This window comes from Pseudoroseicyclus sp. CXY001, from assembly GCF_041714655.1.
In the GTDB taxonomy this organism is placed as follows: Bacteria; Pseudomonadota; Alphaproteobacteria; order Rhodobacterales; family Rhodobacteraceae; genus Pseudoroseicyclus_A.
Genome location: NZ_CP168219.1, coordinates 3,322,439 through 3,347,865 on the forward strand (window position 1 = coordinate 3,322,439; position 25,427 = coordinate 3,347,865).

The following is a 25,427-nucleotide window of genomic DNA, read 5'->3' on the forward strand; positions in this document are numbered from 1 at the left end:
GGAGCCCCCTCCCGTCAGACGTAGCTGATCTTCAGGATCTCGTAGGCCTTCTCGCCCCCGGGCGTGCGCACCTCGATGCTGTCGCCCTCCTCCTTGCCGATGAGGGCCCGGGCGAGCGGCGACTTCATGTTGAGCCGGCCGTTCTCGATATCCGCCTCGTATTCGCCGACGATCTGATAGGTCCGCTCCTCGTCGGTATCCTCGTCGACGAGCTCGACCGTGGCGCCGAACTTGATCGGGCCGGAGAGCTTCTTGGGGTCGATCACGTCGGCCAAAGACAGGACGCCCTCGAGCTCCTTGATGCGGCCCTCGATGAAGCTCTGCTTTTCCTTGGCCGAATGGTATTCGGCATTCTCGCTGAGGTCGCCATGCTCGCGCGCCTCGGAGATCGCCTGGATGATGGCGGGCCGCTCGACGCTCTTGAGCTGTTTGAGCTCGGCGTCGATCTTGTCGAAGCCGGCGCGCGTCAGGGGTATCTTTTCCATGGGTCCGTCATCCTTCCTGTCGCTCGTATCGGAGCCGGTTTTCTAACGTCGTTCAAGGGCCGAAAGTCAAGCGGCCGCCGCAGGCGGGCCGGGAGGTGTCGGCCCCGGCGATTGCCGCCTCGGCCCGAATTCGCTAACCCGGTGGGAGCTTAGCCCCTTGCCGGAGACTCCTGATGAGCCAACCTGAGCGCGAATCCATGGAATTCGACGTCGTGATCGTCGGCGCCGGCCCTGCGGGCCTCTCGGCCGCGATCCGCCTCAAACAGCTCGACCCCGAGTGCAACGTGGTGGTGCTGGAGAAGGGCTCCGAAGTGGGCGCGCATATCCTCTCGGGCGCCGTCCTCGACCCGTCGGGGCTCGACAGGCTCTTGCCGGACTGGCGCGAGATGGATGCGCCGATCACCGTGCCGGTGAAGAAGGACCGCTTCTACATGCTGGGCGAGGGCGGGGCGATCCGGATCCCCAACTGGATCATGCCGCCGCTCATGAACAACCACGGCAATTACATCGTCTCGATGGGCAATGTCTGCCGCTGGCTGGCCGAGCAGGCCGAGGCGCTCGGCGTCGAGGTCTTCCCCGGCTTCGCCTGTTCCCAGCTCATCTGGGGCGAGGACGGCGCGCTGAAAGGCGTCATCGCCGGCGAGTTCGGGCTGAACCCCGACGGCACGCCCGGCGACAGCTACGAGCCGGGGATGGAGCTCCTCGGCAAATACGTCTTCCTCTCCGAAGGCGCGCGGGGCTCGCTGTCGAAGGAGGTCATCGGCCGCCTCGGGCTCGCCGAGGGGCATGAGCCGCAGAAATACGGGCTCGGCATGAAGGAGATCTGGGAGGTCCCCGAGGATGTGCATGACGAGGGGCTCGTTTTGCACACGATGGGCTGGCCGCTCGGCTTTTCCGCCTCGGGCGGCAGCTTCATGTATCACCTTGATAACCGGCAGGTTTACGTCGGCTATATCGTCGACCTCAACTACAGAAACCCGCATCTCTACCCCTATGCCGAGTTCCAGCGGTTCAAGCATCACCCGATGATCAGGCGCGTGCTCGAGCGCGGCAAGCGCGTCGCCTATGGCGCGCGGGCGGTGACGAAGGGGGGCTGGCAGTCGATCCCGACCTCCGCCTTCCCGGGTGGTGCGCTTCTGGGCTGCTCCTCGGGGCTGGTGAACCTGCCGCGCATCAAGGGCAACCACAACGCCATGCATTCCGGCATCGCCGCCGCCGAGGCGGCCCATGCGGCGCTGGCGGCGGGGCGCTCGGGCGACACGCTGGTCGACTATGACGAGGCGCTCCGGAAGGGGCCGGTGGGCAAGGACCTCTCGAAGGTGCGCAACGTCGCGCCGCTCAACGCCAAGCTCGGGCCGCTCGGCGGGCTCCTCGTCGGCGGCGCCGACATGTGGTGCCGGACGCTCTTCGGCGGCTCGCCGCTCGGGACCCTCAAGCACGGCAAGACCGATGCCGAGGCGACGGAGCCGGCCGAGAAGCACAAGCCCATCGAGTACCCCAAGCCCGACGGCAAACTCTCCTTCGACCGCCTGACCAACGTCGCCTTCTCGGCGACCAACCACGAAGAGAGCCAGCCCTGCCATCTGCGGCTCGCGGACCCGAGCGTCCCCATCGCGCACAACCTGCCGATCTACGGCGAGCCGGCGCGGCTCTACTGCCCGGCGGGCGTCTACGAGGTGGTGGAGGACGAGGGCGGCCCGAAGTTCGTCATCAACTTCCAGAACTGCGTCCACTGCAAGACCTGTGACATCAAGGACCCGGCGCAGAACATCAAATGGACCGTCCCGCAGGGCGGCGACGGGCCGAATTACCCGAATATGTGAGCCCCGGGGCGGCGCATCTGGTCAATCGGGCGGCATCCTGCCGCCCAAGATCGCCCCGATCCGGCGAAGACCAGCCGATACATCTCCTGACAATCGACCGTTAAGGCCCGGCTGGTTAACCTCTCCCCCAGGGGAAACAGGCAGAAGATCGAGGGGAGCTCTTGAGGGGTATCATCAGCGTGCTGGCCGCAACCGCGGCGCTCGCCACGCCCGGTCACGCCGAGGATGTCGGCGCGTATCTGGCCGGGCGTTCCGCGGCGCAGAACGGCGATTTCGAAGCCGCCGCGAGCTATTACATCTCGGCCCTGGCGGAAGATCAGGGCCGGGCGGATCTGGCGACCGAGGCGCTGACGGCGTTCGTCCAGCTCGGCGCCTTCGACAGGGCCCTGCCGCTCGCCGAACGGGTGGAGCCCGGCACCGGCCTGCCGGCGCTGGTGCGCACCGTCGCGCTCGCCGAGACCGGGGACTGGGGCGAGATCCTGACCCGGCTCGACGCCGGCCTCACCATCGCCCCCCTGCCCGACGCGCTGACCCGCGCCTGGGCGCTGGTCGGCGCCGGGCGGATGCGAGAGGCGCTCGCCGCCTTCGATGCCATGGCCGCCGATAGGGCGGGCGATGAGGGCCGCGCCGGCTTCGCGCTCTACAACAAGGCTCTGGCGCTCGCGATGGCCGGCGATCTCGAAGGCGCGGAGGCGATCTTCACGCTCCCCCCCGCCGAGGGGCTGCCCCTCACGCGCCGCGGCGTCCTCGCCCATGCCGTGCTGCTCGGCCAGATGGGCCGGGGGGAGGAGGGCGCGGCGCTGATCCGGCGGATCTTCGGCGAGCGCGCCGACGCGGGGATGACGGCGCTGGCCGCCGACCTCGCCGCCGGGCGGATCACCCGGCCGCTGGTGCCGGATGCCGCCGCCGGGCTCGCCGAGGTCTATTACTCGCTCTCCGCTGCCATGAGCGGCCGGGAGGTGCCGGACCCCCGCCAGCTCATCTATGCCCGCGCCGCGCTCTGGCTGGCGCCCGAGCATTTCGAGGCGATGCTGCTTGCCGCCCGCGCCTGCGAGGCGCTCGGCCGGCCGGATCTCGCGACCGCGATCCTTCAAGGCGTGGCGGAGGGCTCGCCCGACCACCTCGCCGCCGAGATGACCCGCGCCGCCACGCTCCGCCGCACCGGAGCGCCGGACGAAGCGGCGCGCGTGCTCGCGGCGCTCGCCGCGGCCCACCCCGCCCGCGCCGACCTGCAGGCCTCCCTCGGCGACTCGCTGCGCGAGCTCGCCCGCTACCCAGAGGCGGTAGAGGCCTATGGCCGCGCCCTGCAGCTCTATGCCGACGGCGCGCCGATGACCTGGGTCATCCATTACACGCGCGGCATCTCGCGGCAGGAGGCCGGCAACTGGCCCGGCGCCGAGGCTGACTTCCGCCGCGCGCTGGAGCTGAACCCCGGGCAGCCGCGCGTGCTCAACCACCTCGGCTATGCGCTGGTCACCCGCGGCGAATCGCTCGACGAGGCGCTCGCCATGGTCCGCCTTGCCGTGGCGGCGGAGCCGGAGAACGCCGCCATCATCGACAGCCTCGGCTGGGCGCTCTACCGGCTCGGCCGGGTGGCGGAAGCGGTGCCGCATCTGGAGCGCGCGGTGGAGATCGAGGCCGGCAGCCCGGTGATCAACGAGCATCTGGGCGATGCCTACTGGCAGGTCGGCCGCCGCGAGGAGGCGCGCTTCCAATGGCGCCGGGCGCTGTCGTTCGAGCCGGAGGCAGCGATGGCGGCCCGGCTGGAGCAGAAGCTGGCCAGCGGGCTGGTGGAGATCCCGGGGGACTCGGCCGCGCTGGAGCCCGCCGTCGCGAACGGAGGCTGAGGGGCGGCCGGCGGAGCAAAGATCTTTCGAGAAAGATCTTTGGCAGTGCGAAGGGCGGCGGCAAAAATTCTTCCACGAAGAATTTTGGGGGGCTGTCTGCCCCCCCGTCGCCTTTGGCGACTCCCCCCGAGGATTTTTCGGGAGCAAAGACTGGGGCCCCCGAGCCGGCCGGGTGTTCGCGCGCCCGGGGTCTGGCCGGTTCGGGCAGAACGGGCGATAGAAAGGGGCGGGCCCCTGGAGCCCGCCCTCACCCCAGGGAGCCCCATGCGCCTCACCGCCCCCGCCAAGGTCAACCTCGCGCTCCGCGTCACCGGGCGGCGGGCGGACGGCTATCACGAGCTCTCCTCGCTGGTGATCTTCGCCGGTGTGGCCGACGTGCTGGAGATCGCCCCGGCGGACGGGCTGACCCTGAGCGTGGACGGGCCGAGGGCCGGCGGCGTTCCCGGAGACGGCCGCAACCTCGTGCTGGCTGCCGCCGGACGGCTGCGCGAGGCAAGGGGGGTGACGGCGGGCGCGGCGCTCCGCCTCACCAAGTATCTGCCCCACGGGGCCGGGATCGGCGGCGGCTCCTCCGATGCCGCGGCGGCGCTCACCGGGCTCGCCGAGCTCTGGGGGGTGGCGCCCCTCTCGGCCGAGGAGGCGCTGCCCCTCGGCGCCGACCTGCCCGTCTGCCTCGCCGCCCCCACCCCGCAGCTCATGGCGGGCATCGGCGAGCGGCTGAGCCCGGCGCCGCCGCTCCCCGCCTTCGGCCTCGTCCTTGCCAACCCGGGCGTGGCTGTGCCCACTGGCCCGGTCTTCGCCGGGCTGGAGGGGCGGGCCTCGCCGCCGCTCCCCCCGCTCGAGGCCGCGCCCTTCCCGGAGTTCTGCGCCTGGCTCCGCGCCGCCGGCAACGACCTGACGGACCCGGCCCGGGCGCTCTGCCCGGCCCTGCCACCCGTACTCGAGGCCCTGAGTGCGGCCCCCGCCTCCGGCATGTCCGGCTCCGGCGCCACCTGCTGGGCGCTGACGGAAACGCCGGCGGAGGCGGAGGAGATGGCCCGCACCCTCGCCCGCGCCCATCCCGGCTGGTGGGTCTGGGGCGGCGCGCCGCTCTAGCGGCGGCGCCACATGCGGAGCGCGAGCCCCGGCAGCACCAGCGCCGAGGCGAGGTAACGCCCGGCGAGCCGCCGCGGGTTCGACAGCATCCGCCAGAGCCATTCGAGCGCCAGCCGCCGGACCCATTCCGGCGCCCGCCGCTGCGTCCCCGCCAGAAAGTCGAGCCCCGCCCCGATGGAGACGAAGCCAACCCCCGGCGCCAGCCGCAGCCCGAGCGCGGCCAACTGCTCCTGCTTCGGCGCGCCGAGGGCGAGGAAGGCGATCCGCGCGCCGGAGGCCACGACCTCGGAGAGCAGCGCCTCCGCCGCCGGCCCGTCCGGATCGAAGCCCATCGGCGGCGCGATCTCGGCGGCGACCGCTAGCCCCGGCACCTCGGCCCTGAGCCGTGCCGCCGCCCCGGCGAGTGCCTGCCCCGTGGCGCCGACCAGCGCTACCGGCGCGCCATGCGCCGCGGCCAGCCGGCAGAGCGGCAGGATCAGGTCGGCCCCGGGGAGGAGCTCGACCTCCCTCCCGCCGAGCCGTGCCAGCCAGACGATGGGGTTCCCATCCGCCGTGATGAGCTCATGCGCCGCATAGGCGGCGCGGAAGGCCGCATCCCGCCGCAGCTTCACGATATGATCGAGATTCACCGTCGCCAGCGCGAAGCCCTGCCCCGCCGCCAGCCGCCGCCCGACCTCCGCCTCGAGGCCGGCCCGGCTCTGCACGGTGATCGCCACCTCGGCGGGGCCATAGGGGAGGAGTACGGCATCCATGCCGCCACAATCCCCGGCGAGGCCGCCGCCGCAATCCCCCTCTGGCAGAAGACACCGCAACCGGGCCAAAGTGTTGCCACGCTTGCATGGGAGCCCCCGGGGCATGAACGAGGCCAGCAGATCGACGCTCGGGGCGGTGAGCCTCATCGGCTGCGGCTACGTGGCCGATCTCTACATGCGCTCGCTCGCCCGCCATCCGGAGATCTCTGTCACCGGCGCCTGGGACCGCGACCCCGCCCGCCTCGCCGCCTTCTGCACGCATTGGGGCGTCGCGCCTTATCCCTCGGCGGCGGCACTCTTCGCCAGGGGCTCGCTGGTCCTCAACCTCACCAACCCCACGGAACATGCCACCGTGACCCGCGCGGCGCTGGAAGCCGGCGCGCATGTCTTCTCCGAAAAGCCCATGGTCACCGACCTCGCCGAGGCGCGCGCCCTCGCCGCCCTCGCCGAGGCGCGCGGCCTGCAGCTCGCCTCCGCCCCCTCCTCCGTACTTTCCCGCACCGCCCAGGGCCTCTTCCGCGCCCTCCGCCAGGGCGTCGCCGGCACGCCGCGGCTCGTCTATGCCGAGCTCGACGACGGCTTCATCCCCCAGGCGCCGCTGGAGGCCTGGGCGTCGGAGAGCGGCGCCCCCTGGCCCTTCGCCGACGAATTCGCCACGGGCTGCACGCTGGAACACGCCGGCTACTGGCTCTCCTGGCTGATCGCCGCCTTCGGCAGCGTCACCCGCGTCGATGCGGCGACCGCCGAGGTGATCCCCGACAAGCGGGGCCACTCCGGCACGCCCGACCTCTCGACGGCGCTGATCCACTTCGAGGCCGGCCCCGTCGCCCGCCTCACCTGCTCCATCGTCGCCCCGCATGATCACCGGTTGCGGGTCATCGGCGAGGCGGGCGTGCTCGAGGTCCCCCGCGCCTGGGACAATGCCGCCCCCGTCCGCTTCCGCCGCCGCATGACCCTCCGCCGGCGCCTCCTCGAATCGCCGCTGCCCCGCTCGGTCGGCCTCTCCGGCGCGCCGCATCCGATGCTCCCCCGCCAGGGCGCGGCCTCGATGAACTTCGCGCTCGGCCCGGCCGAGATGCTGGAGGCCATCGCCGCGGGCCGCCCCTCCCGCCTCTCCGGCGCCTATGCGCTGCACCTGACCGAGGTCACGCTCGCCATCGCCGCCGGCGCCCGCACCGAGATCGCCAGCCGCTGCCCGCCCATGGAGCCCATGCCATGGGCCGCCTGATCGCGCCCCCGCCCCTCCGTCTTTGCTCCCGGGGCATCCTCGGGGGGAGTCGCCGAAGGCGACGGGGGGCAGACGGCCCCCCGGGCCCGGCCGCAACCGGGCGCCCCCTCGGGGCCGTGCGCCCAAAAATTCTTCGCAGAAGAATTTTTGCCCCGCCGGCACGGGAGTGCCGGCCATGAAGCTCCTGCTCACCGGCGCCGGCGGCTTCCTCGGCCGGGCCACCCTTGCGGAGGCGGAGGCGCGCGGCCACGAGGTGCGCGCCCTGACCCGCGCCGATGGCGACCTCGCCGAGGGCCTGCCGCCCGGCGCGCTGGACGGCATCGACGCCGTGCTCCACTGCGCCGCCGCGCTCGACGGCTCCCGCGCCGCGCGCGACACCGTCCAGGCGACGCTCGCGCTCCTCCGCGCCCTCGACGGCCACCCGGCCCGGATGGTCCTGGCCGGATCCATCGCCGTCTACGCCCCGCCGCCGCCCCGCCCCGCCGCGCCGCCCGCGCCGGAGGCCGGCCCGCTCAGCGCCGAGGTCGCCGCCGCGCCGCGCGCCGCCTCCGCCCGCCTCGCCGCCCAGCGCCGCCGGGCGCTGCCCCTCATCGACGAGACCGCGCCGCTCGACCCCGCCCCCCGCAGCCGCGACGCCTATATGCGCGCCAAGCTCGCGCAGGAGGAGGTGGTGCGCGCCGAGGCGGAGGCCTCCGGCCGCGGCGCCACGATCCTGCGCATCGGCGCGCTGACCGGCCCCGGCCGCTCCTGGAATGCCCATCTCGGGCCGCGCCTCGGGCCCGTCTCGCTCACCCCCGCCTCCCCCGGCGAGGTGCCGCTCGTCCATGTGGAGGACGCCGCCCTAGCCCTCGTCCTCGCCGCCGAGCGGGCGGCGCCGGGCATCGAGACCTTCAATGTCGTCGCCGGCGACCTGCCGAGCCGTCGGCAACTCGCCCGCGCCCTCGGCGCCCTGCCCCTGCCGCTGCCCTGGCGGCTCCTCGCCGCGCTCGCGCCACCCCTCGGCCGCATCCCGAAGCTCGGGCCGCGCCTGCCCGGCCTCCTCCGCCGCGCCACGCTCCGTGCCCGCTTCGCGCCGGCGCGCTATCCGAACGACGCGCTCCGCGCGACCGGCTGGGCCCCCGCACATGGCTGGGAGCCGCAATGACCGTCGCCTATCTCACCGGGGAATATCCCCGCGCGACGGATACCTTCATCCAGCGCGAGGTCGCCGCCCTCCGCGCGCTCGGGATCGAGGTCGCCACCTGTACCGTGCGCCGCACCGGGCCGGAGCATCAAACCGGCCCCGAGCAGAGGGCGGAGGCGGGGCGGACCTTCGCGATCCTCCCCGCGCTCGCCTCGCCCCGAGGCCTCCTCCGCGCCGTCGCCACGGCGGCCCGCCACCCCGCGCGCTTCGCCCGCGCCGCCGCCCTCGCCTGGCGGACCTCCCCTGGCGGCCTCCGCGCACTCGCCTATCAGGCGATCTACCTCGCCGAGGCGCTGACCCTCGCCGGCCACCTCCGCACCATCGGCGCCAGCCACATCCACAACCACATCGCCCAGTCCGCCGGGACGGTCGCCCTCCTCGCCGCCGAGCTGACCGGGCTGCCCTTCTCCTTCACGCTCCACGGGCCCGACGATTTCTTCGCGACCGACCGCTGGGCGCTGCCCGAGAAGATCGCCCGCGCCCGCTTCGTCGCCTGCATCTCCGCCTTCGCGCGGAGCCAGGCGATGCTGCTCTCGCCCGAGGCGGCGTGGCCGAAGCTCCACATCGTCCATTGCGGGGTGGAGCCCGGGCGCTACCGCCCCGGCCCCCGCACCGGCACCCGGCTCCTTTTCGTCGGCCGCCTCGCCGCCGCCAAGGGCCTGCCGGTGCTGCTGGAGGCCTTCGAGCAGGCGCTCCGCACCCGCCCCGACCTCCACCTGACGCTCATCGGCGACGGGCCGGACCGCGCGGCGCTGGAGGCTCGGGCCCGGGGCCTCCCCGTCACCTTCACCGGCGCGCTCTCCCAGGGCGATGTCGCCGAGGCGCTCTCCACCGCCGATCTCTTCGTCCTCCCGAGCTTCGCCGAGGGCCTGCCCGTGGTGCTGATGGAGGCGCTGGCCGCCGAACTCCCCGCTGTCGCCACGCGCATCGCCGGCGTGGCCGAGCTGGTGGAGGACGGCACCTCCGGCCGGCTCGTCCCGCCCGGCGACGCCCCCGCGCTCACGGCGGCGATCCTCGAACTGATGGGGCGGAGCGACCGCCCCTCCATGGGCGCCGCGGGCCGCGCGAAGGTAGAGGCGGAGTTCACCGCCGCCACCGAGGCGGCCAGGCTCGCCGCCCTCTTCCGGGGCGCCCCATGAGCCTCGCGGTGATCGCCATCGGCCGCGACGAGGGCGCCCGGCTCGAGGCCTGCCTCACCGCCGCCCTTGCCGACCTCCCCCCCGGTGCCCGGCTCGTCTATGTCGATTCCGGCTCCACCGACGGCAGCCCGGCGCGCGCCGCGGCGCTCGGGGCGGAGGTCGTGGCCCTTGAGCCCCCCTTCACCGCCGCCCGCGCCCGCAACGCCGGGCTGGCGGCGCTGGGGGCGCCCCTGCCGGAGGCCGTCCAGTTCATCGACGGCGATTGCGCGCTGGAGCCGGGCTGGCTCGCCAAGGGTCAGACGGCGCTGGCGGCGGACGAGGGGCTGGCGATGGTGACCGGCTGGCGCCGCGAAAGGCACCCGGAGCGCAACATCTACCACGCCATGGCCGAGGCCGAATGGCACCGCCCGCCCGGCCCCGTGACCTCCAACCACGGCGACATGATGATCCGCGGCCGCGACCTCGCCAGCCTCGGCGGCTTCGACGGCGCGCTCATTGCCTCGGAGGACGAGGAGCTCTGCCTGCGGCTCCTGAAGGCCGGCCGCGGCCTCCTCCGCCTGCCCACGGACATGAGCTGGCACGACATCGACATGACGCGCTTCCCCCAGTGGTGGCGGCGGATGGTGCGCGGCGGGCATGGCCATGCCCAGATCGCCTCACGCCACCCCGGCGCCGCGGCCCGCGAGCGCCGGCGGGCCTGGCTCTGGGGGCTAGTGCTGCCGGTGCTGACCCTCGCGGGGCTCTTCGTCACCCCCTGGGCGCTCCTCCTCCTCTTCGCCTGGCCGGCGTCATGGGCGAAGACGGCGCTCGGCCTCCGCCGGGGCGGCATGGCCCCCCGCCGGGCGGCCGCGGTGGCGGCCTTCTACACGGCCTCGAAACCGGCGATGCTGCAGGGGATCCTCACCTATCACGCCCGCCGGCTGACCGGCCGCGCGCTGGCGCTGATCGAGTACAAGTGAGACACGGAATACCCTTTGCGAGGCGCATTGTTGCCACCTTTGCCCCGCATCTGAAGGCAAACGCGCGGCAGAAGGCTCGAGAAACGGCGCCATGAGCGGACCCGACGACACCAGCCCCAAGCGCCCGCCCCTCAGCCCGGAGGAGCGGCGGCGCCTCCTTGCCCGCATCAACGCCGCGCGCCGCCAGAAGGCGCTGCAGGCGAACGCGGAGGAGACGGCGCGCCCCGCGCCCGAGGCGGCCGAGGCGAAGCCGGCGCCCGCCGAGGCCCGCTCTCCCGACCCCGCCCCGGCGCCCGAACCCGCCCCAACGCCCGAACCCGAAGCGAGCGAACCCGAAGCGAGCGGGCAGGAGCGGCCGACCGAGCCGTCCGTCCCCGATACACCCGCGCCGGAACCCGACGTCGAGGCCCCCGAGCCCGAACCCGAGGTGCCCCCGGCCGAGGCGCCCCCACCCGACCCTGAGCCCGCCCCCGAACCCCCGGCGCCCGAGACGCGCGCGGAGGCGTCAGCCTCCGGAGCGGAGAGGGCGCCCCGCCCCGCGCCCCTGCGGCGCCAGCGGCGCGTCGACCCGGCGGCTCCCCGCCGTCTCGCCCCCTCCGAGCCTCCGCCGCCCGCCGATCCGCCCCCCGCGCGGGAGGCCCCGCTCCTTCTCGAGCCGGCCCCCACACCCGAGCCGGCGCCCGCCCCTGCCTACGATCCCACCGCAAGCTGGGAGGCCCTGCCCCGTTTCGAGGTCAAGGAACCGGCGCTCGTCCGCAATCTCGTCATCACCGCGCGGCGCGAGGAGCCGGCCCATGCCGCCTTCGACATCCTCCGCGCCCGCGTCGTGAAGGCGCTCCAAGAGAACGGCTGGCACCGGATCGGCGTGACCTCGCCAGGCCCCGGCGTCGGGAAGAGCTTCACCTCGATCAACCTCGCGATCACGCTGTCGCGCTACGACAATGCCCGTACGATGCTGATCGAGGCCGACCTGCGCCGGCCCGGGCTCGCGCGCTATCTCGGCCTCACGCCCGAGGCCTCGACCGGCGATTTCCTGCGCGGCGAGACGCCGGCGGAGGCATTCCTCCGCCGCCCCGGACCCAACCGGCTGAACATCGGCCGCAACCTCGCCGTCGGGCTCAACCGGAAGGTCGAGCCCTTCGCCTCCGAGCTTTTCCAGCAGCCGAAGACCGCCGACATCCTCGCGGGGATGGAGGCGACCTACCGGCCCGACGTGCTGCTCTACGACCTGCCGCCGGCGCTGGCGCAGGACGACGTGATCGCCCTCGCCCCGCATTTCGACTGCGTGCTCCTGGTCATTGGCGGCGACAGGACAGATGCGGCCGAGGTGCGCGAGACCGAGCGGCGGCTCGGCAAGGACATGCCCATCATCGGCATCGTCCTCAACAAGGGCGAAACCGCGCATACCCAGCACTACGGCTACTGAGGGCGCCCGGAGCGCGCCCACCCGCCGCGCGCGCGTTGCATAGGCCGCCCCGCCCCCCTCTCGCTTATCTCCAGATACCCGCGGGAGAAGTCGGCCCTCTCAACCGCGCCCGGGCACCAGGCTCGCGCCCGTCGTCCGCAGGAGCGCCCAGGCCCCGAGGGCCAGCCCCACGGCAACGGCCAGAACCCCGCCCCGCCGCAAGAGCCGGCCAGGCCCCTGGCGGGAGATGACGGGGATCACCACCACCGGCTGCACGCCAAGCTGGCGCTCGACCTGCTCGGCGCTGCGGAGCGCGGGGCTCATCAGCTCCAGCACGAACGCGAGCGCCAGGCCCGCGATCAGGCTCGCCGCCCCGCCGGCCAATGCGAGTTTCTTGCGGCTGGCGGTCACCGGCGCATAGGGCGGCACGGCGCGCTCGAGCACCTCGTAGCGGGCGGCATTGTCCTGCGCCTCGATCTCGTTGTTGAGCGCGGCGTCCGTCCGCCGCTGGGTGATGGCGGTGTATTCCGTCTGCAGTAGCTCCATCTCGCGGGTGATCGCGAGAAGCTGCCGCTCGACCTCCGGCGCCGCGGCGATGGCCTCCGCCACCTCGGCGATCGAGGCATCCACGAGGTCGCGCTGCTGTTCGAGCAGTGCCGTCTGCCGGGCGAGCTCTTCCTCGCGGAGCCGGTCGGAGCCGCTCTGCAGCTCGATGATCTGCGAATCGAAATCGCGCCGCGATTCCTCCAGCCGGTCGAGCCGGGCGCGCTGCGAGGCGAGCGCCTCGGGCAGGCTGTCGGACCAGGCCTCCTTGAAGCGGGCGAGCTCTTCTTCCTTGGCGGTGATGGCGGCGCCGACGCGCGCCTCCTCGCCGCGATAGAACTCCAGCGTCCGCGCCGCGCGGCCGAGGTTACGGCTCTGCGCCTCATCGATGATCTGCTCCAGAAGCGCATTGGCGATGTCGGCGGCGAGCTGCGGATCGGTCATCCGCACGCCGATTGTCAGGCCGGAAGGCTGGGCCAGTGGATTATAGGCCGCGGCCGGGTCGACGATCTTCGAGATCTGGATGCTGCTGCGCAGGATATCGGTCTGCTGCACGACCGGCACGGCCGGCCCGTAGAGCTCGAATTCCTCCGCGAGGGCCAGAAGCGAATCGCGGCTCATGAGCTTCTGCTCGATGAGGTCGAGCTGCCGGTCGGCGGCGCCGCCGCTCATGGTGCCGAGGCCTGTATCGTCGATCTGCGGCGCCTCGATCTGCACGACCGCCCAGGCCTCGTAGACGCGCTCGCGGCCGAGCGCGTACCAGATCGAGGCGGGCACGCCGATCGCCACCAGAAGGACGACGATCCAGCCGCGGCGGGCGAGGATGCGCAGGAGCCTGCGGAGCAGCTTGGCCATCAGATCTCTCCTTTCGCGGGGGTGCCCCGGGGGCCGGGCCGCCGGCTGCCGCGCCCGGGCAGGAGGCTGGCCATGTCATGGCGGATGAGCTGCCGCAGGAAGCCCGGTGGGTCCTCCGGCGGGCGGCCGGCCAGCCGGCAGCGCAGCCGGTGGATCAGCCCGCCGGCCACATGCGCGGCGGTGGCGGCGGCCGCATAGGCGGCGCCATGGGTCTTCACGAAGTAATGCAGGCGCGAGTCGAACCAGTAGGCCGGCACCCGCTCCCAATAGTCGCGCCCGGTCGAGACCGAGCCGGCATGGGTGACGACGGATGACTTCACGAAATGCACCTCCACCCCCGCGGCGACGGCCCGATGGCAGAGGTCGGTCTCTTCGAAATAGAGGAAGAACCGCTCGTCGAAGAGCCCGATGCCCGAGAGGATATCGGCGCGGATCATCAGCGAGGCGCCGGCGAGCCAGTCGACCGGGCGGCTGTCGGGCAGGATCGGATGCACCAGCGCATGGCGGCGGAGGAGCCGGCTGACGGGCCCGAGCCGAGCCGCGCCCTCGAATTCCGACAGGATCGAGGGGAAGCGGAACTGCGTCTGCTGCGGCAGGCCCCCCTCGTCCACCAGTTGCGAGCCGGCGAGCCCGGCGCGGGGATGGCTCTCCAGATGCTTCAAGAGCGCGCGGATCGCCCCGGCGCGCGGGAAGGCGTCGGAATTCTGGATGTAGATGTAATCCACCTTCGGCCGGCCGGGCAGCGGCGACAGGATGCCGTGGTTGTTCCCCGCCCCGAAGCCGCCGTTCCGCCCCGTCTGCACGACGCGGACGCGCGGCATGTCGAAGGTGGCGGTGAGCAGGTATTCGAAGGAGCCATCCTGCGAATCGTTGTCGAGAAGCGTGATGAGCCCCTCGATCCCCTCCATCTCCTTCAGGGTTGCCTCGCAGGCCTTCAGCGTCATCTCCGGCGTGCGCCAGTTGAGGATGAGAACATGGACGAAGGGGCTCATTCGGCGGCCTCCTCATGCGGCCAGCGGCGCGCGCGGGCGTCGGGAGCGGCGGGCTCTACGGCGGCGGCGGGCGCTTCGGCGGCGGCGATCACCCGGGCGAGCCGTGCGGCGAGGACGCGGACATTGGGCTCCAGCACCATCGAATCGTGATCTCCCGGCACTTCGAGCACCTCCAGTTGCGGCGCGAAGGCGCGCCAACCGTTGTCCTCGGTGACATAGGCGCGCTCGTGGTTGACGAGCCGGCCGGGCGCCACCTGCCAGCGGCCCGAGAGCGGCGGGCGGAAGAGCGTGGCCGGCCCCCGGCGCACCGGCACGCGGTAGGCGGCGGCGGCGCGCAGGAAGGCGGCCTCGATGGCGGCATTGTGGAAGCCCGGGCCGGGGTCGGCCCGCGGGCGGCGCTTCGCGATCTCCCAGGCGATCCGCCGGGCGGCCCAGCGCGCCGGGTAGAGCGCGCCGTGACGCTTCAGCTCGAGAAGCTGGATGCGGGCGCGGTCGGCTCTCGTCAGCGGCGCGCGCTGCGGCAGGGCGGTGTCGAGAAGGGCGAGCACGGCGACCTCCTCGCCCGCCGCCTCGAGCTGGGCGGCGATCTCCCAGGCGGTGATGCCGCCGCCGGAGAAGCCGCCGAGGAGGTAGGGCCCCCGAGGCTGCACGGCGCGGATCTCGGCGATCATCGCCGCCGCGGCTTCCTCAAAGGTCTCGTGCGGCGCCTCCTCGCCCATCAGCCCGCGCGCTTGAAGCCCGTGCACGGGCCGCTCGCTGCCGAGAAGCTGCGCGAGATGGCGCAGGTTGAGGAGGTTGCCGAACATGCCGGCAACGAGGAAGAGCGGCGCCTTCGGCCCCGTCACGCCCTCGCTCATCGGCACCAGATGCGTGAAGCGCGGGGCCGGGGCCACCACGGGTGCCCGCGCCGTCGGCGCGGCGGCGGCGATGGTGCGGGCGAGCGCCCGGATGGTCGGCGCCTCGAAGAGCGTCGAGAGCCCGAGCGCCGGGCCGAAGGTCTCGCGGATGCGGGCGAAGAGCTGCACGGCGAGCAGCGAATGGCCGCCCAGATCGAAGAAGCTGTCTTCCGCGCCCACGGTGTCGAGCCCCAGGATGTCGCGCCAGAGCCCGGCGAGCCGCTCCTCGACCGGCCCCTCGGGAGCGGCGAAGGGCTCCGCCAGTGCCGGACGGTCGAAACCGCTCAGCGGTGGCAGGGCGGGGGCCTCTGCGGGGGCGGCCATGGCGGCCGCGCGGAGCGCCGGCAGCGGCACCGAGGTGAGGGCGAGCTGCGCCTCGCCTCCCGCCAGCGCGCGAAGCGCCAGCGCGGCGGCCTCGGCGGCGGTCAGGCCCTGCGCCTGCAGATGCCGGCGGCGCGCCTCGCCCGGGGTCAGCGGGCCGGCAGGGGCCGGCGCCTCGGCGGCCAGCGGCCCCCAGTCGAGCGCGGTCACTTTCGTCTCCCCGAAGACGGCGGACTGGGCGAGGGCGTCGAGATAGGCATTGGCGGCGGCGGTATCCGCCGTGCCGGCCGGGCCGACGAGCCCGGCGGCGGCGCCGAAAAACACGAGCCGCTCCAGCCGCCCGGGCGGGAAGAGCGCCCGCAGCACCTCGCCGCCATGCAGCTTGGGCGCCAGCACCGCTTCGGCATGAAGCGGCGAGCGCGCGGCGGTTTCTGCCCCTTCGAGGCTGCCGGCAGCATGGATGAGCACCGTGACCGGGCCGAAGGCGGCCTCGGCCTTCGCCACCGCGGCGCGCATGTCTTCCAGATGCGCCACATCGGCGGAGAGGATCTGATGCGTCCCGCCCGCCTCCTCCAGCGCCAGCGCCGCCTTCAGACGCCCGGCGAGCGGATCGCCCGGGGGCAGCGTGCGGAGGATCTCGTCCCAGCGGGCGCGGGGCGGCAGGGGGCGGCGGGTGAGGAGCGTGACCTTGGCCTTGCCCTCCGCAACGAGCGCGGCCGCCAGCCCGCGCCCGGCACCGCCGAGCCCGCCGGTGACGAGGACATGGCCGGTGAGGGCCGCGCCCTCGGCGGGGAGCGGGGCGGGGCGCCAGTGACGCTCCCAGCGGTCAGTGCCGCGGCGGATCGCCTCGGCATTGCCGGGCTCGGCGAAGAGCTCTTCGAGGAGCTGCGTTTCGAGCGCCTCCCAGTTCCGGCGGCCGAAGCGGTCCCCGAAGCGGCGGCGCGGCAGGGCGATGTCGAGGGTCGTCGAGGTGACCGGCAGCTCGCGCGGCAGGGTGCGCGCGGGGCCGAAGATTGTCGCCTTCTCCGGCTCGGCCAGCGCCTCGCCGGGCGCCGCGGCGGCGCCGGTGGTGACGGTCAGGAGATGGGGCGTGCCGGCCGCCTCCGCCCCCGCTTCGGCCAACGCCTCGCCGAGGTGATAGAGGCTCCAGAACCCGTGCTCCTGCACGCGGTGGAAGAAGGACGAGCCGGGCCGCGCCCCGCGCCCCTCCGTCACCAGCCAGAAATGGCCGATCCGGCTCGGGCGCTCGCCGCGCGCCTTCAGGGCGGCGAGGAGCCGATCATAGCCCTCGCGGCCGCGCTCGGCAGGCAGCGTGAAGTCGCCGCTGTCCAGCGCGGCGAAGGTGTCGCCGGGATGGACGAGGCGGACGACATGGCCGGCGGGCCTGAGCCTCGCGGCTAGCCGTGCCGCCAGCCCGGCCTCGTCGGCGAAGAGAAGGAAGGTCTGGCGCGGCAGGGCGCCGAGGTCGGCGAGATCGGCCTCGCAGGGCGCATAGGCAAGCCGCCAGACGGGGCGCCAGGCATGGGACTCGGCGCCGGCACGGAGGGGCAGGAGCGGGTCGGCGCTGGTCGCGGGCAGCCCGGGGGCGATGAAGTGCCTTTGGTGCTGCCAGGCATAGCCGGGCAGCGGGATGCGCCGGCCGGGGGCGCCCGCGGTCAGGTCGACCGCGCCGCCCATGGCCCAGAGCCGCGCGAGCGCGGTGCGGAAGGCGACGGGCTCCGCCACCTCGCTGCCGGGGGCCGGCAGGCTTGGGGCGACGCGCCCTGGGCCGATGGCGGGATGGTGCAGCGCGAGCTGCGCCAGCGCCCGGCCGGGGCCGATCTGCAGGAAGACATGGGCCGGGTCCTCGGCGAGCACGCCCAGCGCCTCGTGGAAGCGCACCGGCGCGCGGAGCTGCCGCGCCCAATGGCCGGGGTCCGTCGCCTCGGCATCGCTCAGGGGGCGGCCGGTCGCGGTGGAGACGATGGGGATGGAGGGCGGGTTCAGCCTGACCCCTTCAAGGAGCGCCGCCACCTCCGCCTCCGCCCCGGCGAGGCGGCGGGAATGGGCGGCGCCGCGCATCGGCACGAGGCGGCTCGGGATGCCCTCCGCCTCCAGCTCTTCGGCGAGGGCGGCGATGACCTCCGCCGGGCCGGCGGCGACGGTCATCTCGGCGCCGTTGAGGGCGGCGATGTCGATCTGGGGATGCGCGGCCAGCCGCTCCTCCAGCGCCGGCGCGGAGAGGGCGACGGAGAGCATGGCCCCCGGCGCATCCCGCTCCATCGCCCGACCGTGGAGCAGCGTTAGCGCGAGCCCGGTCTCGAAGGGCATGACGTCGGCGAGGACGGCGGCGACATTCTCGCCGATGGAATGGCCGACGAGCGCGGCGGGCGTCACGCCCTCGGCCAGCCAGAGCTGCGCGAGGGCATGATCCACCACGAAGAGCAGCGGCAGTTGCAGCGCGGGGCGCTCGAGCTCGGCCTCGGGGCCGTCCGCCCAGACCGTGCGCGCCTCCTCCGGCAGGAGCGCGAGGCCGCGCTCCATCCACTCGGCGAAGACCGGCTCGGCGGCCATCAGCTCGCGGCCCATGGCGACGCGCTGCGAGCCGCCGCCGGGGAACAGGAAGACCGGCCGCGCGCCGCCCGGCCGGGCGACCTCGCTCGCCACCCGCTCGCGGTCGCCGGAGGCGAGGAGCGTGGCGGCTTCGGCGGTGCTGCCCGCCACCAGCACCCGGCGGTGCTCGAAGGCACGGCGGCCCCTGGCGAGGGTGAAGGAGACATCCGCCAGCGGCAGCCCGGGCTCGGCGGCGAGATGGCGGGCGAGCCGCGCCGCCGCCTCGCCCAGCGCCGCAGGGCTGCGGGCGGAGAGGACGATAGGCCGAAGGCCCGAAACCTCCGGCGCGGCCGGGCGGGCCGGCGCCTCTTCCAGCACCGCATGGGCATTGGTGCCGCCGACGCCGAGCGCGGTGACGCCGGCGCGGCGGCGGCCCTCGGGCCAGTCGGTCAGCGCTTCGGCAAGGCGGAAGGGCCCTTCGGCCAGCTCGTCCCGCGGCTCGGCGCCCGGAATTGGCGGGATCTTCCCGGCATGAAGCGCCAGCGCCGCCCGAACGAGCCCGACGGCCCCGGCGGCGGCATCGAGATGGCCGACATTCGGCTTGGCGGTGCCAAGCCAGACCGGCCCGGGCACGTCGCCGAAGGCGGCCGTCAGCCCTTCGAGCTCGATGCCGTCGCCGCGGAGCGTGCCGGATCCATGCGCTTCGACATAGCCGATGCTCTCCGCCGCCACGCGGGCGTCGGCGAGCGCGGCGCGGATCACCTCGGCCTGGCCGCGCGGCGAGGGCGCGAAGAAGCCGGGCTTGGCGCCGCCGTCATTGTTGATGGCGCTGCCCTTCAGCACCGCCCAGATGTGATCGCCCTCCGCCTCGGCATCCGCGAGCCGGCGGAGCGCCACCACGGCGGCGCCGGCGCCGTAGACGGTGCCCGAGGCGCGCCGGTCGAAGGAGCGGCAGGCGCCGTCGGGCGAGAGCACGTCGCCGTCGCGGTGCAGATAGCCCCGCCCCTGCGGCAGGGGGATCGACACCGCCCCGGCGAGCGCCAGGTCGCAATCGCCGGCCATCAGCGACCGCGCCGCGAAATGCGCCGCGACGAGGCCGGAGGAGCAGGCGGTCTGCAGGGCGACGCTCGGGCCGCGCAGATCGAGCACGTGGCTGAGCCTTGTCGCCAGCACGTCCTGCTCGTTGCCGGTGTGCTGCAGGTGGAACCGCCCCGATTCCGCCAGGAGCCCGGGGTTGGTCAGCACGTTCTCCCAGAAATAGACCGGCGCGCCGGAGCCGGCGAAGACGCCGACGGGGCCGCCGAGCCCCTCGGGCGGGTGGCCGGCGTTTTCCAGCGCCTCCCAGGCGACCTCGAGGAACAGCCGGTGCTGCGGGTCCATGATCGCCGCCTCGCGGGGCGAGAGGCCGAAAAAGCCTGCGTCGAAAAGGTCATAGCCCTCGAGCGGTGCGGCGAAGGGCACGTAGTCGGGGCGGGCGATGCGCTCCGGCGTCTCGCCATTGGCGAGCAGCTCCGCCTCCCCCAGCCGGCGGATGGCGCTTCGCCCCTCCGCCATGTTCGCCCAGAACGGCCCGAGCCCCGCCGCGCCCGGCAGGCGCAGGGCCATGCCGACAATGGCGATATCGCTGGAACTCTGACGGGTCATGGCACTCGAACGGCTCTTTCGCCCCTGTCCTGACATGGCATTGGGGCGAATTTGGGACGAATTCGACATAATTCAGCCGGGTCCCGCGAACCGCGCGAGCTCTGCGATCTCCGGCCAGCGCCAGATCAGGATGGCGGCACCGAGGCCGATCCAGGCCAGCGCGCCCAGCGCGTCATGCCGCGGATCCCACGTCTTGTAGCGGCGGGCGACGAGGATCGAGGCAGGCCAGGTGGCGGCCTGCGCGGCGGCATAGCCGAAGAGCGCGCCGATCACCCCGCCGGCCGAAAAGCCGAAGCCGAGCCCGGCGAGGCAGAGCACCGCCCGCACGATGGTGACGGAGGCGTAGGCGCGCGAGTCGCCCGCCGCCAGCGCCGCCTCGTCATAGCTCATGCACAGGATCGCCGGCACCTGCGCGAGGGCGATGAGCGTCGCCAGCTCGCCCACCGGCGCATAGCGCGGATCGTAGAGCACGCCGACGAGCGGGATGGCGACGGCCGCGAGCAGGAGCGCGCCCCCGGCCATGACAAGGCTCAGCGCCGCCCGGGCGCGGGCGAGGCGGGCGAAGTTCTCCGCCCCGGCCGCCGGCGGGCTCTCGCGGTAGAGCGGGATCATGATCCGCCGCGCCACCGCGAGCGACAGGAGCAGCGGGAAGGTCGCGAGGAAGGCGGCGATGTTGTAGAGGCCGAAGGTCTCGGCCGGCAGGCTGCGGCCGAGCACCAGCCGGTCGCCCTGCAGCACGAGATAGCCGGCGATGGTGGACAGGAAGATCCACTTGCCGAAGGAGATGAGTTCCCCGAGCGCCGCCCGTTCCAGCCCCGGCCGGTTGCGCCGCCCGGGGAGGAAGACGGTCAGGAATGCGAGGTTGACCGCGGAGGCGACGATGGGCGCCGCGACCAGCGCCCAGATCGAGCCGGTGGCGGCGGCGAGCGCCACGGTGAGGGCGATGCCGGTGGCCTGGCCGCCGATCTCGATCGCCGTCAGCCGGCCGATCCGCATGTGGCGCCCCGCCTGCTCGCGCCGCGTCGGCAAGAAGCCGTCGATCACCAGCGCCAGCCCCATGATCGGCATGTAGCGCGCCACCTCGGGCGTGTTGAAATAGGCCGCCGCCGGCAGGGCGAGCGCGCAGGCGACGAGCCAGAGGCCAACGCCGCGCAGCACATGCAGCGTCCAGGCGGTATCGAGGAAGGCGGCATCGTCGCCACGCTTCGACTGCATGATCGCGGCGCCCACGCCGAGGTCGGAGAATTGCTGAAGCCCGACGAGCACCACCATGACCATGCCCATGATGCCGAAGGCTTCGGGGAAGAGGAGCCGTGTGAGGATGAGGTTCGACGCGAGCCGCATCGCCTGCCCGGCGCCATAGGCGGTCATGGCCTGCACCGAGGTGCGGGCGGCGCGCTGCATGAGCCCCGAGCCGCGGAAGCGCCGTGCCAGCGCGCTCATCGCGCCCGGCTCCAGCCCCGCGCGCGGCGGGTGCGGGTGGCGAGGGCGACGCCGGCATAGACGGCCATCGAGGCGGGGTCGCGGAGCGCGAGGCGCAGGGCACCGGCCAGCCCGAGCGGCGCCTTGTCGTCATTGGCGAGGAGCGCGGGGTAGCGGGCCGCGATCTCGCGCACGCCGGAATCCTGCCGGCGCCGCACCCGCACCAGAGCCCGCCAGCCGGGGGCGACGGGCCAGTGATAGGGGGCGGCGGCGGCATGGCGCTCGGCCGGAGAGAAATGGAGCCGCGCGAAGGTATCGTCGGAGATCACCTCCGGCCAGGCGCCCCAGCGGGCGCGCCCGGCGGCATTGACGGCGAAGAGCCCGGCGCCCGGCACGCCCGCGGCCATGAAGGGCACCCGTGCCCAGGTGCGCGCATAGGCGCGGGAGACGGCGCCCTCGGCGGTCATCACCAGCCGGCCGGAGGCATAGGCGGGCTCGGGCCGGTCGATCAGCTCCGCGATCTCGGCGAGGAGCCCCGGCGAGAGCCGCACATCGGCGTCGAGATAGAGCCGCGCCGGCAGTCGGGCCTCGCCATCGCCGGCATTGAGCGCGCCGGGCTTGCCGGGCTCCGGCCGCTCGATGATGGCCAGCCGCCAGCCGCGCGCGGCCAGCGCGGGGCGGAGCGCGGCGGCCTCGTCGACGGTCGCATCGCGGCAGGCATTGGCGGAGAGGATGACCTCGACGGCGCAGTCAGGCGCCTCCGCCTCGGCCAGCGCGGCGAGGCAGGGGCCGATGTGCCCCGCCTCGTTGCTGGCCGGAATGATGATGCTGATGCCGTCCATGCCCCATCCGCCGGGCAGAGGCCCGCGTGTCAGTCTACGACGCCGGAGAAACCGGGAAAAGCGGGCCAAAATGCGACCCTGCGGCGGAGATGGTGAGGGGCGGCCCCGCGAAGATCGGGGCGGGGCCCGCTCCATCCCCTTATGGGAATCGAAGGCGGAGCCCTCGCCGCGTCCCTCACTCGCCGAAGGCCAGCTCCTCGATGCCGGAGGCGCGGATGCGACCGAAGGTCGCCGAGGTCAGGGTGAGCCCGGCGGGATCCTCCTCCACCTGCCAGTCGGCCTCCTGCCCGGGGAGGACGAGCACATCCGCCCCATCGCCGCCCACGACGTAATCGGTGGCGAAGCCCGATGTGCCGCCGGGCGCCAGCCGGTCGTCCCCCGGCCCGCCGAGCAGCGTGTCGGCGGCCGGCGTGCCGGTGAGCGTGCCGCCGCCCCTGAGGTAGAGCCCTGTGGCGAAGGTCCCCTCCGGCCGGCCGGGGGCGCCCCGGGCATTGGCGGCGGCAATCGCCTGCCAGCGCGGGTTGTCGTCGCCCTCCGCCCGCTGCGCCCCCCAGGAGCCCCATTGGTTCGGCATGGCGCGGTCGAAATAATGGACGAAGGGCCCGGCGCCGAGATCGGCCCAGGCCGCCAGCAGCTCGTCATAGAGCGCGCCCATCTCGGGCGAATAGTTGAAGCCGGTGAAGAACGCGGTCGCCACGGGATCGGCCACGACCTCCCCCTGCCCGGCGACATGCGTGCCGCCTTCGTAGGCAATGAGCCGGAGGCCGCGGGCGCGGGCGACCTCGGCATGATAGGGCCAGATCTCTTCGGTCAGCGCCCTCAGCGTGCCGGCCCGGATCGTCGCGGCAGCCTCGGCGAAGCCGTCCGGGCTCTCGGCCAGGCGGTGGACCTCTTCCAGCGCCTCCGGCCCGCCGAGCTCGTGGCCGATATAGCCCGAGACGGCATAGGCATCGAAGCTCTCCACCGGCGGCGCGCGGCCCTCGGCGACGGCGAGCGGCGCATCGAGAAGCGGCTCCTCCAGCCCCGGCCAGAAGCTGTGCACCGCCACGACACGGACGAGCCGGTCCGGATCGTCGGCGAAGGCCTCGGCCCAGATATCAGCCACCTCGGCGGCGCGCAGGCCCGCATATTGCATCCAGGCGTCGCCCTCGGCCCCCCAGCGCTCGCGCGCACGCTCGGCCGCCCAGCCCGCCTGCGCGAAAGAGAAGTTCCAGAGTTCGTTGGAATATTCGGCATAGACCTTCAGCCGCGGGTCGAGCGTCTCGGCGACGTAGGAGGCGATACCGGCCACGTAATCGTCTTCCGCCTGATGCGGGAGCGTCAGCCAGATGTCCGTGCCGGCGGCATTGCCGAGGGCCACGATCAGCTCCACCGGCACGCCGCGCGCCGCATAGGAGAAATCCGTGACCTTCGGCCGGTCCGCGAGGCTCTGCTGCCAGCTTCCGTTCGCCATCATCCAGTCGAGAAACCGCAGCACCCGGAAGCGGCCGATGCGCGCCACGAAATCGGGGGCGAACACCGCGCCGAGCGCGTGGAGCGGCGCCAGATCCTCGCGCATCACGGTGATGTTGCGGATCGGGTCGTCCGGGTCGATGCGGCTGAGCCGCAGGCTCACCGGCGGCCCGCCCGGCTCGAAGCGGAAGCGCCCCTCGCCGTCGCCCATGCGCACATCGCGCGCCCCGCCATCGAAGGAAATCCGCGCCTGCCCCTCCCAGGTCACCAGATAGGTGCCGGCAGTCGAGCGGGCCTCGGCGGGAATGTCGGTGAGCAGGAAGGTCTCCAGCCCCGTCACCCCCTCCGGCAGGCCGGTCGGCCAGCCCTCGGGGCTGATGAAGCCGGCAGCGTCCAGATCGGCCATGGTGGCGCCGCCCCATTGCCCCTCCAGATGGCCGATCCAGGGGCGGGCGGATTTCATCAGGTCGATGAAGGGCAGCTGCGTCGACCAGTCGCTGATGCCGGCGAGGTTGGTCCCGAGCGCCGGGTCGGAGGGGTCGGATGTGTCCTCCGCGGAGCCGAGCGCCGGCAGCACGAGAAGAAGCGCGAGCAGGAGCCGCCTCATAGCACCGTCCGGATCGGGGCGGGCCGCCGGGCGCCTTGCGGGGCGGAGACAGAGGCGGCGGCGGAGCCCTCGCTATAGCCCAGCATCCCGCCGGCGATCAGCCAGGTCACCGGGGTCAGCGTGGCATTGGGGATGAGGTCGACGAGATTGATGCCGTAAAGGAGCAGGATCGGCCCCACGAGCGGGGCGAGCGTCTCGGGCCCGAAACGGATCATCCTCCCCCAGATCGCCAGGATCGGCAGCACGAGGATGCCGAACTGGGCAATGAAGCCGAGCCAGCCCCAGGTGCCGAGCGTCACGATCCACTGCCCGTCCGAGACGGAGATCTGCTGCCCTGTCTGGCTGTCCCGCACCAGATGCCGCCCCCAGCCGCCCCAGCCGAGGAGCGGCCGCTCCTCCGCCCGCTGCAGCAGCAGCGCCTCGTTCTCGAAGCGGAAGCCGAGGCTCTGGGCGCGGTCGGGGCTGATGTCGGCCGCGGCGGCGAGCAGCGCCTGCTCGGGCACGAGGTTCACCGCCTTTGCGGCCGGATAGACGAGCGTCAGGCAGGCGAGGGCGGCGGCGATATGGATATGCCAGCGCTGCGGCAGCATCAGGATCAGCGGCACGCCGGCCAGCGCATAAAGGAGCGAGGCCAGCGATTTGCAGAGCACCAGCACCACAAGCATGTAGAACCCGGCGAAAAGCAGCGCGACGCGGCGTGAGCCCTCCTCCGCCCGCGCCAGCGCCACCGCGGCAAGGACGGAGCTCATCACGAGGAAGGCCGCCCAGAGCCCGTGCTGCAAGAAGACCAGCGGCCGGAAGCCGTCGCCTCTGACGCTCTGCGCGATCGCATGCTGGTAATAGCCGTAGAGGCGCAGGTTGAGGATCGGCGACAGCCGCACCTCGAGCAGCAGCGGCAGCGAATAGGCCAGCCCGGCGATGAGCGTCGCGAAGAGGAGATCGCGGTGATCCCCCGGCGAGGCCAGCAGGGCCCGCGCCATCAGGAAGGGCAGGAGCACGAGCGCCTGGTTCACCGTCCAGGCGATGGCGTCGTGAGACGTCAGGCCCGGCGTCACCCAGGAGCCGGCGATGATCGGCTGCGGATTGGCGATCACCGTCAGCACGGGCGAGAAGACGAAGACGAGGATCAGCCCTTGCGCCAGACGGTTCCGCGGCCAGAGCCGCAGCCCCTCGCGGTGCATGACGATGACGATCAGGAAGGCGACGAGCGCCGGAATTGTGTCTTTCGTCAGCGGCGGCAGGAGCGGCAGGTCCACCCCCGCCGGGGCCGGCGGCAGGACGAGATAGGCGATCAGCATGGAGGCGATGAGCGCTCGCCCCGGCGCCAGCGCCCGGAAGAGCGCGAGCGATGCGAAGGGCCAGGCCAGCAGCATGAGCTGCGCGAAGGCATTGGGCATCAGCCGCG

Annotated in this window: 17 protein-coding genes; 8 read left to right on the forward strand and 9 right to left on the reverse strand. The window is 73.4% G+C overall.

Annotated elements, in window-relative coordinates:
• Positions 1–14: 14 nt before the first annotated feature.
• Positions 15–485 (reverse strand): transcription elongation factor GreA, encoded by a 471-nt coding sequence (gene greA / locus ACAZ03_RS16300; RefSeq protein WP_373355170.1) that lies wholly within the window; start codon positions 483–485, stop codon positions 15–17.
• A gap of 173 nt (positions 486–658) precedes the next feature.
• On the opposite strand from greA, the gene ACAZ03_RS16305 reads away from it, so the two are divergent.
• From ACAZ03_RS16305 to ACAZ03_RS16315, 3 genes are all read left to right on the forward strand, one after another.
• On the forward strand, positions 659–2,308 hold the full coding sequence (locus ACAZ03_RS16305) for an electron transfer flavoprotein-ubiquinone oxidoreductase (protein ID WP_373355171.1): 1,650 nt from the start codon (positions 659–661) through the stop codon (positions 2,306–2,308).
• Between the two features lie 161 nt (positions 2,309–2,469).
• The gene (locus tag ACAZ03_RS16310; RefSeq protein WP_373355172.1) at positions 2,470–4,155 is read left to right on the forward strand and encodes a tetratricopeptide repeat protein; all 1,686 of its coding nucleotides are present in this window, start codon (positions 2,470–2,472) and stop codon (positions 4,153–4,155) included.
• Between the two features lie 264 nt (positions 4,156–4,419).
• Entirely contained in the window at positions 4,420–5,250 is an 831-nt protein-coding gene (locus ACAZ03_RS16315) for a 4-(cytidine 5'-diphospho)-2-C-methyl-D-erythritol kinase (protein ID WP_373355173.1), read from the forward strand.
• On the opposite strand, the gene ACAZ03_RS16320 is transcribed toward ACAZ03_RS16315, so the two are convergent.
• Positions 5,247–6,002, reverse strand: coding sequence for a WecB/TagA/CpsF family glycosyltransferase (locus ACAZ03_RS16320; RefSeq protein ID WP_373355174.1), 756 nt, complete (start codon positions 6,000–6,002; stop codon positions 5,247–5,249). The genes ACAZ03_RS16315 and ACAZ03_RS16320 overlap by 4 nt on opposite strands.
• A 103-nt stretch (positions 6,003–6,105) precedes the next feature.
• On the opposite strand from ACAZ03_RS16320, the gene ACAZ03_RS16325 reads away from it, so the two are divergent.
• From ACAZ03_RS16325 to ACAZ03_RS16345, 5 genes are all read left to right on the forward strand, one after another.
• Positions 6,106–7,230, forward strand: coding sequence for a Gfo/Idh/MocA family protein (locus tag ACAZ03_RS16325; RefSeq protein ID WP_373355175.1), 1,125 nt, complete (start codon positions 6,106–6,108; stop codon positions 7,228–7,230).
• Between the two features lie 175 nt (positions 7,231–7,405).
• On the forward strand, positions 7,406–8,374 hold the full coding sequence (locus ACAZ03_RS16330) for an NAD-dependent epimerase/dehydratase family protein (RefSeq protein ID WP_373355176.1): 969 nt from the start codon (positions 7,406–7,408) through the stop codon (positions 8,372–8,374).
• A complete protein-coding gene (locus tag ACAZ03_RS16335) occupies positions 8,371–9,552 on the forward strand; it encodes a glycosyltransferase (RefSeq protein WP_373355177.1) in 1,182 nt (393 codons plus the stop codon). The genes ACAZ03_RS16330 and ACAZ03_RS16335 overlap by 4 nt, the downstream gene beginning before the upstream one ends.
• Positions 9,549–10,511: a glycosyltransferase family 2 protein gene (locus tag ACAZ03_RS16340; protein ID WP_373355178.1), complete on the forward strand. Its 963-nt coding sequence runs from the start codon at positions 9,549–9,551 to the stop codon at positions 10,509–10,511. The genes ACAZ03_RS16335 and ACAZ03_RS16340 overlap by 4 nt, the downstream gene beginning before the upstream one ends.
• Before the next feature lie 91 nt (positions 10,512–10,602).
• A complete protein-coding gene (locus ACAZ03_RS16345; protein ID WP_373355179.1) occupies positions 10,603–11,937 on the forward strand; it encodes a CpsD/CapB family tyrosine-protein kinase in 1,335 nt (444 codons plus the stop codon).
• Between the two features lie 99 nt (positions 11,938–12,036).
• Here the strand turns inward: ACAZ03_RS16345 and ACAZ03_RS16350 are convergent, their stop codons facing one another.
• From ACAZ03_RS16350 to ACAZ03_RS16380, 7 genes are all read right to left on the reverse strand, one after another.
• Positions 12,037–13,314, reverse strand: coding sequence for a chain-length determining protein (locus tag ACAZ03_RS16350; RefSeq protein ID WP_373355180.1), 1,278 nt, complete (start codon positions 13,312–13,314; stop codon positions 12,037–12,039).
• On the reverse strand, positions 13,314–14,306 hold the full coding sequence (locus ACAZ03_RS16355) for a glycosyltransferase family 2 protein (protein WP_373355181.1): 993 nt from the start codon (positions 14,304–14,306) through the stop codon (positions 13,314–13,316). Before ACAZ03_RS16355 ends, ACAZ03_RS16350 begins: the two co-directional genes overlap by 1 nt.
• On the reverse strand, positions 14,303–19,699 hold the full coding sequence (locus tag ACAZ03_RS16360) for a beta-ketoacyl synthase N-terminal-like domain-containing protein (protein WP_373355182.1): 5,397 nt from the start codon (positions 19,697–19,699) through the stop codon (positions 14,303–14,305). Before ACAZ03_RS16360 ends, ACAZ03_RS16355 begins: the two co-directional genes overlap by 4 nt.
• Before the next feature lie 72 nt (positions 19,700–19,771).
• The gene (locus ACAZ03_RS16365; protein ID WP_373355183.1) at positions 19,772–21,142 is read right to left on the reverse strand and encodes an oligosaccharide flippase family protein; all 1,371 of its coding nucleotides are present in this window, start codon (positions 21,140–21,142) and stop codon (positions 19,772–19,774) included.
• Complete coding sequence (locus ACAZ03_RS16370; RefSeq protein ID WP_373355184.1) at positions 21,139–21,963, reverse strand: glycosyltransferase; 825 nt, start codon at positions 21,961–21,963, stop codon at positions 21,139–21,141. The genes ACAZ03_RS16365 and ACAZ03_RS16370 overlap by 4 nt, the downstream gene beginning before the upstream one ends.
• Before the next feature lie 175 nt (positions 21,964–22,138).
• On the reverse strand, positions 22,139–24,022 hold the full coding sequence (locus ACAZ03_RS16375) for a hypothetical protein (protein ID WP_373355185.1): 1,884 nt from the start codon (positions 24,020–24,022) through the stop codon (positions 22,139–22,141).
• Positions 24,019–25,419 carry a hypothetical protein gene (locus ACAZ03_RS16380; protein WP_373355186.1) on the reverse strand — a complete coding sequence of 467 codons (1,401 nt, stop codon included), beginning with the start codon at positions 25,417–25,419 and terminating at the stop codon, positions 24,019–24,021. The genes ACAZ03_RS16375 and ACAZ03_RS16380 overlap by 4 nt, the downstream gene beginning before the upstream one ends.
• Positions 25,420–25,427 lie beyond the last annotated feature (8 nt).

Excerpts from the sequence above, each read along its gene's own strand:
- ACAZ03_RS16305 (WP_373355171.1), top strand. The coding sequence starts at position 659 with ATGAGCCAACCTGAGCGCGAATCCATGGAATTCGACGTCGTGATCGTC.
- ACAZ03_RS16350 (WP_373355180.1), bottom strand. The coding sequence starts at position 13,314 with ATGGCCAAGCTGCTCCGCAGGCTCCTGCGCATCCTCGCCCGCCGCGGC.
- ACAZ03_RS16345 (WP_373355179.1), top strand. The coding sequence starts at position 10,603 with ATGAGCGGACCCGACGACACCAGCCCCAAGCGCCCGCCCCTCAGCCCG.
- ACAZ03_RS16370 (WP_373355184.1), bottom strand. The coding sequence starts at position 21,963 with ATGGACGGCATCAGCATCATCATTCCGGCCAGCAACGAGGCGGGGCAC.
- greA (WP_373355170.1), bottom strand. The coding sequence starts at position 485 with ATGGAAAAGATACCCCTGACGCGCGCCGGCTTCGACAAGATCGACGCC.
- ACAZ03_RS16325 (WP_373355175.1), top strand. The coding sequence starts at position 6,106 with ATGAACGAGGCCAGCAGATCGACGCTCGGGGCGGTGAGCCTCATCGGC.
- ACAZ03_RS16375 (WP_373355185.1), bottom strand. The coding sequence starts at position 24,022 with ATGAGGCGGCTCCTGCTCGCGCTTCTTCTCGTGCTGCCGGCGCTCGGC.
- ACAZ03_RS16380 (WP_373355186.1), bottom strand. The coding sequence starts at position 25,419 with ATGCCCAATGCCTTCGCGCAGCTCATGCTGCTGGCCTGGCCCTTCGCA.
- ACAZ03_RS16360 (WP_373355182.1), bottom strand. The coding sequence starts at position 19,699 with ATGACCCGTCAGAGTTCCAGCGATATCGCCATTGTCGGCATGGCCCTG.
- ACAZ03_RS16330 (WP_373355176.1), top strand. The coding sequence starts at position 7,406 with ATGAAGCTCCTGCTCACCGGCGCCGGCGGCTTCCTCGGCCGGGCCACC.
- ACAZ03_RS16320 (WP_373355174.1), bottom strand. The coding sequence starts at position 6,002 with ATGGATGCCGTACTCCTCCCCTATGGCCCCGCCGAGGTGGCGATCACC.
- ACAZ03_RS16335 (WP_373355177.1), top strand. The coding sequence starts at position 8,371 with ATGACCGTCGCCTATCTCACCGGGGAATATCCCCGCGCGACGGATACC.
- ACAZ03_RS16355 (WP_373355181.1), bottom strand. The coding sequence starts at position 14,306 with ATGAGCCCCTTCGTCCATGTTCTCATCCTCAACTGGCGCACGCCGGAG.
- ACAZ03_RS16365 (WP_373355183.1), bottom strand. The coding sequence starts at position 21,142 with ATGAGCGCGCTGGCACGGCGCTTCCGCGGCTCGGGGCTCATGCAGCGC.
- ACAZ03_RS16340 (WP_373355178.1), top strand. The coding sequence starts at position 9,549 with ATGAGCCTCGCGGTGATCGCCATCGGCCGCGACGAGGGCGCCCGGCTC.
- ACAZ03_RS16315 (WP_373355173.1), top strand. The coding sequence starts at position 4,420 with ATGCGCCTCACCGCCCCCGCCAAGGTCAACCTCGCGCTCCGCGTCACC.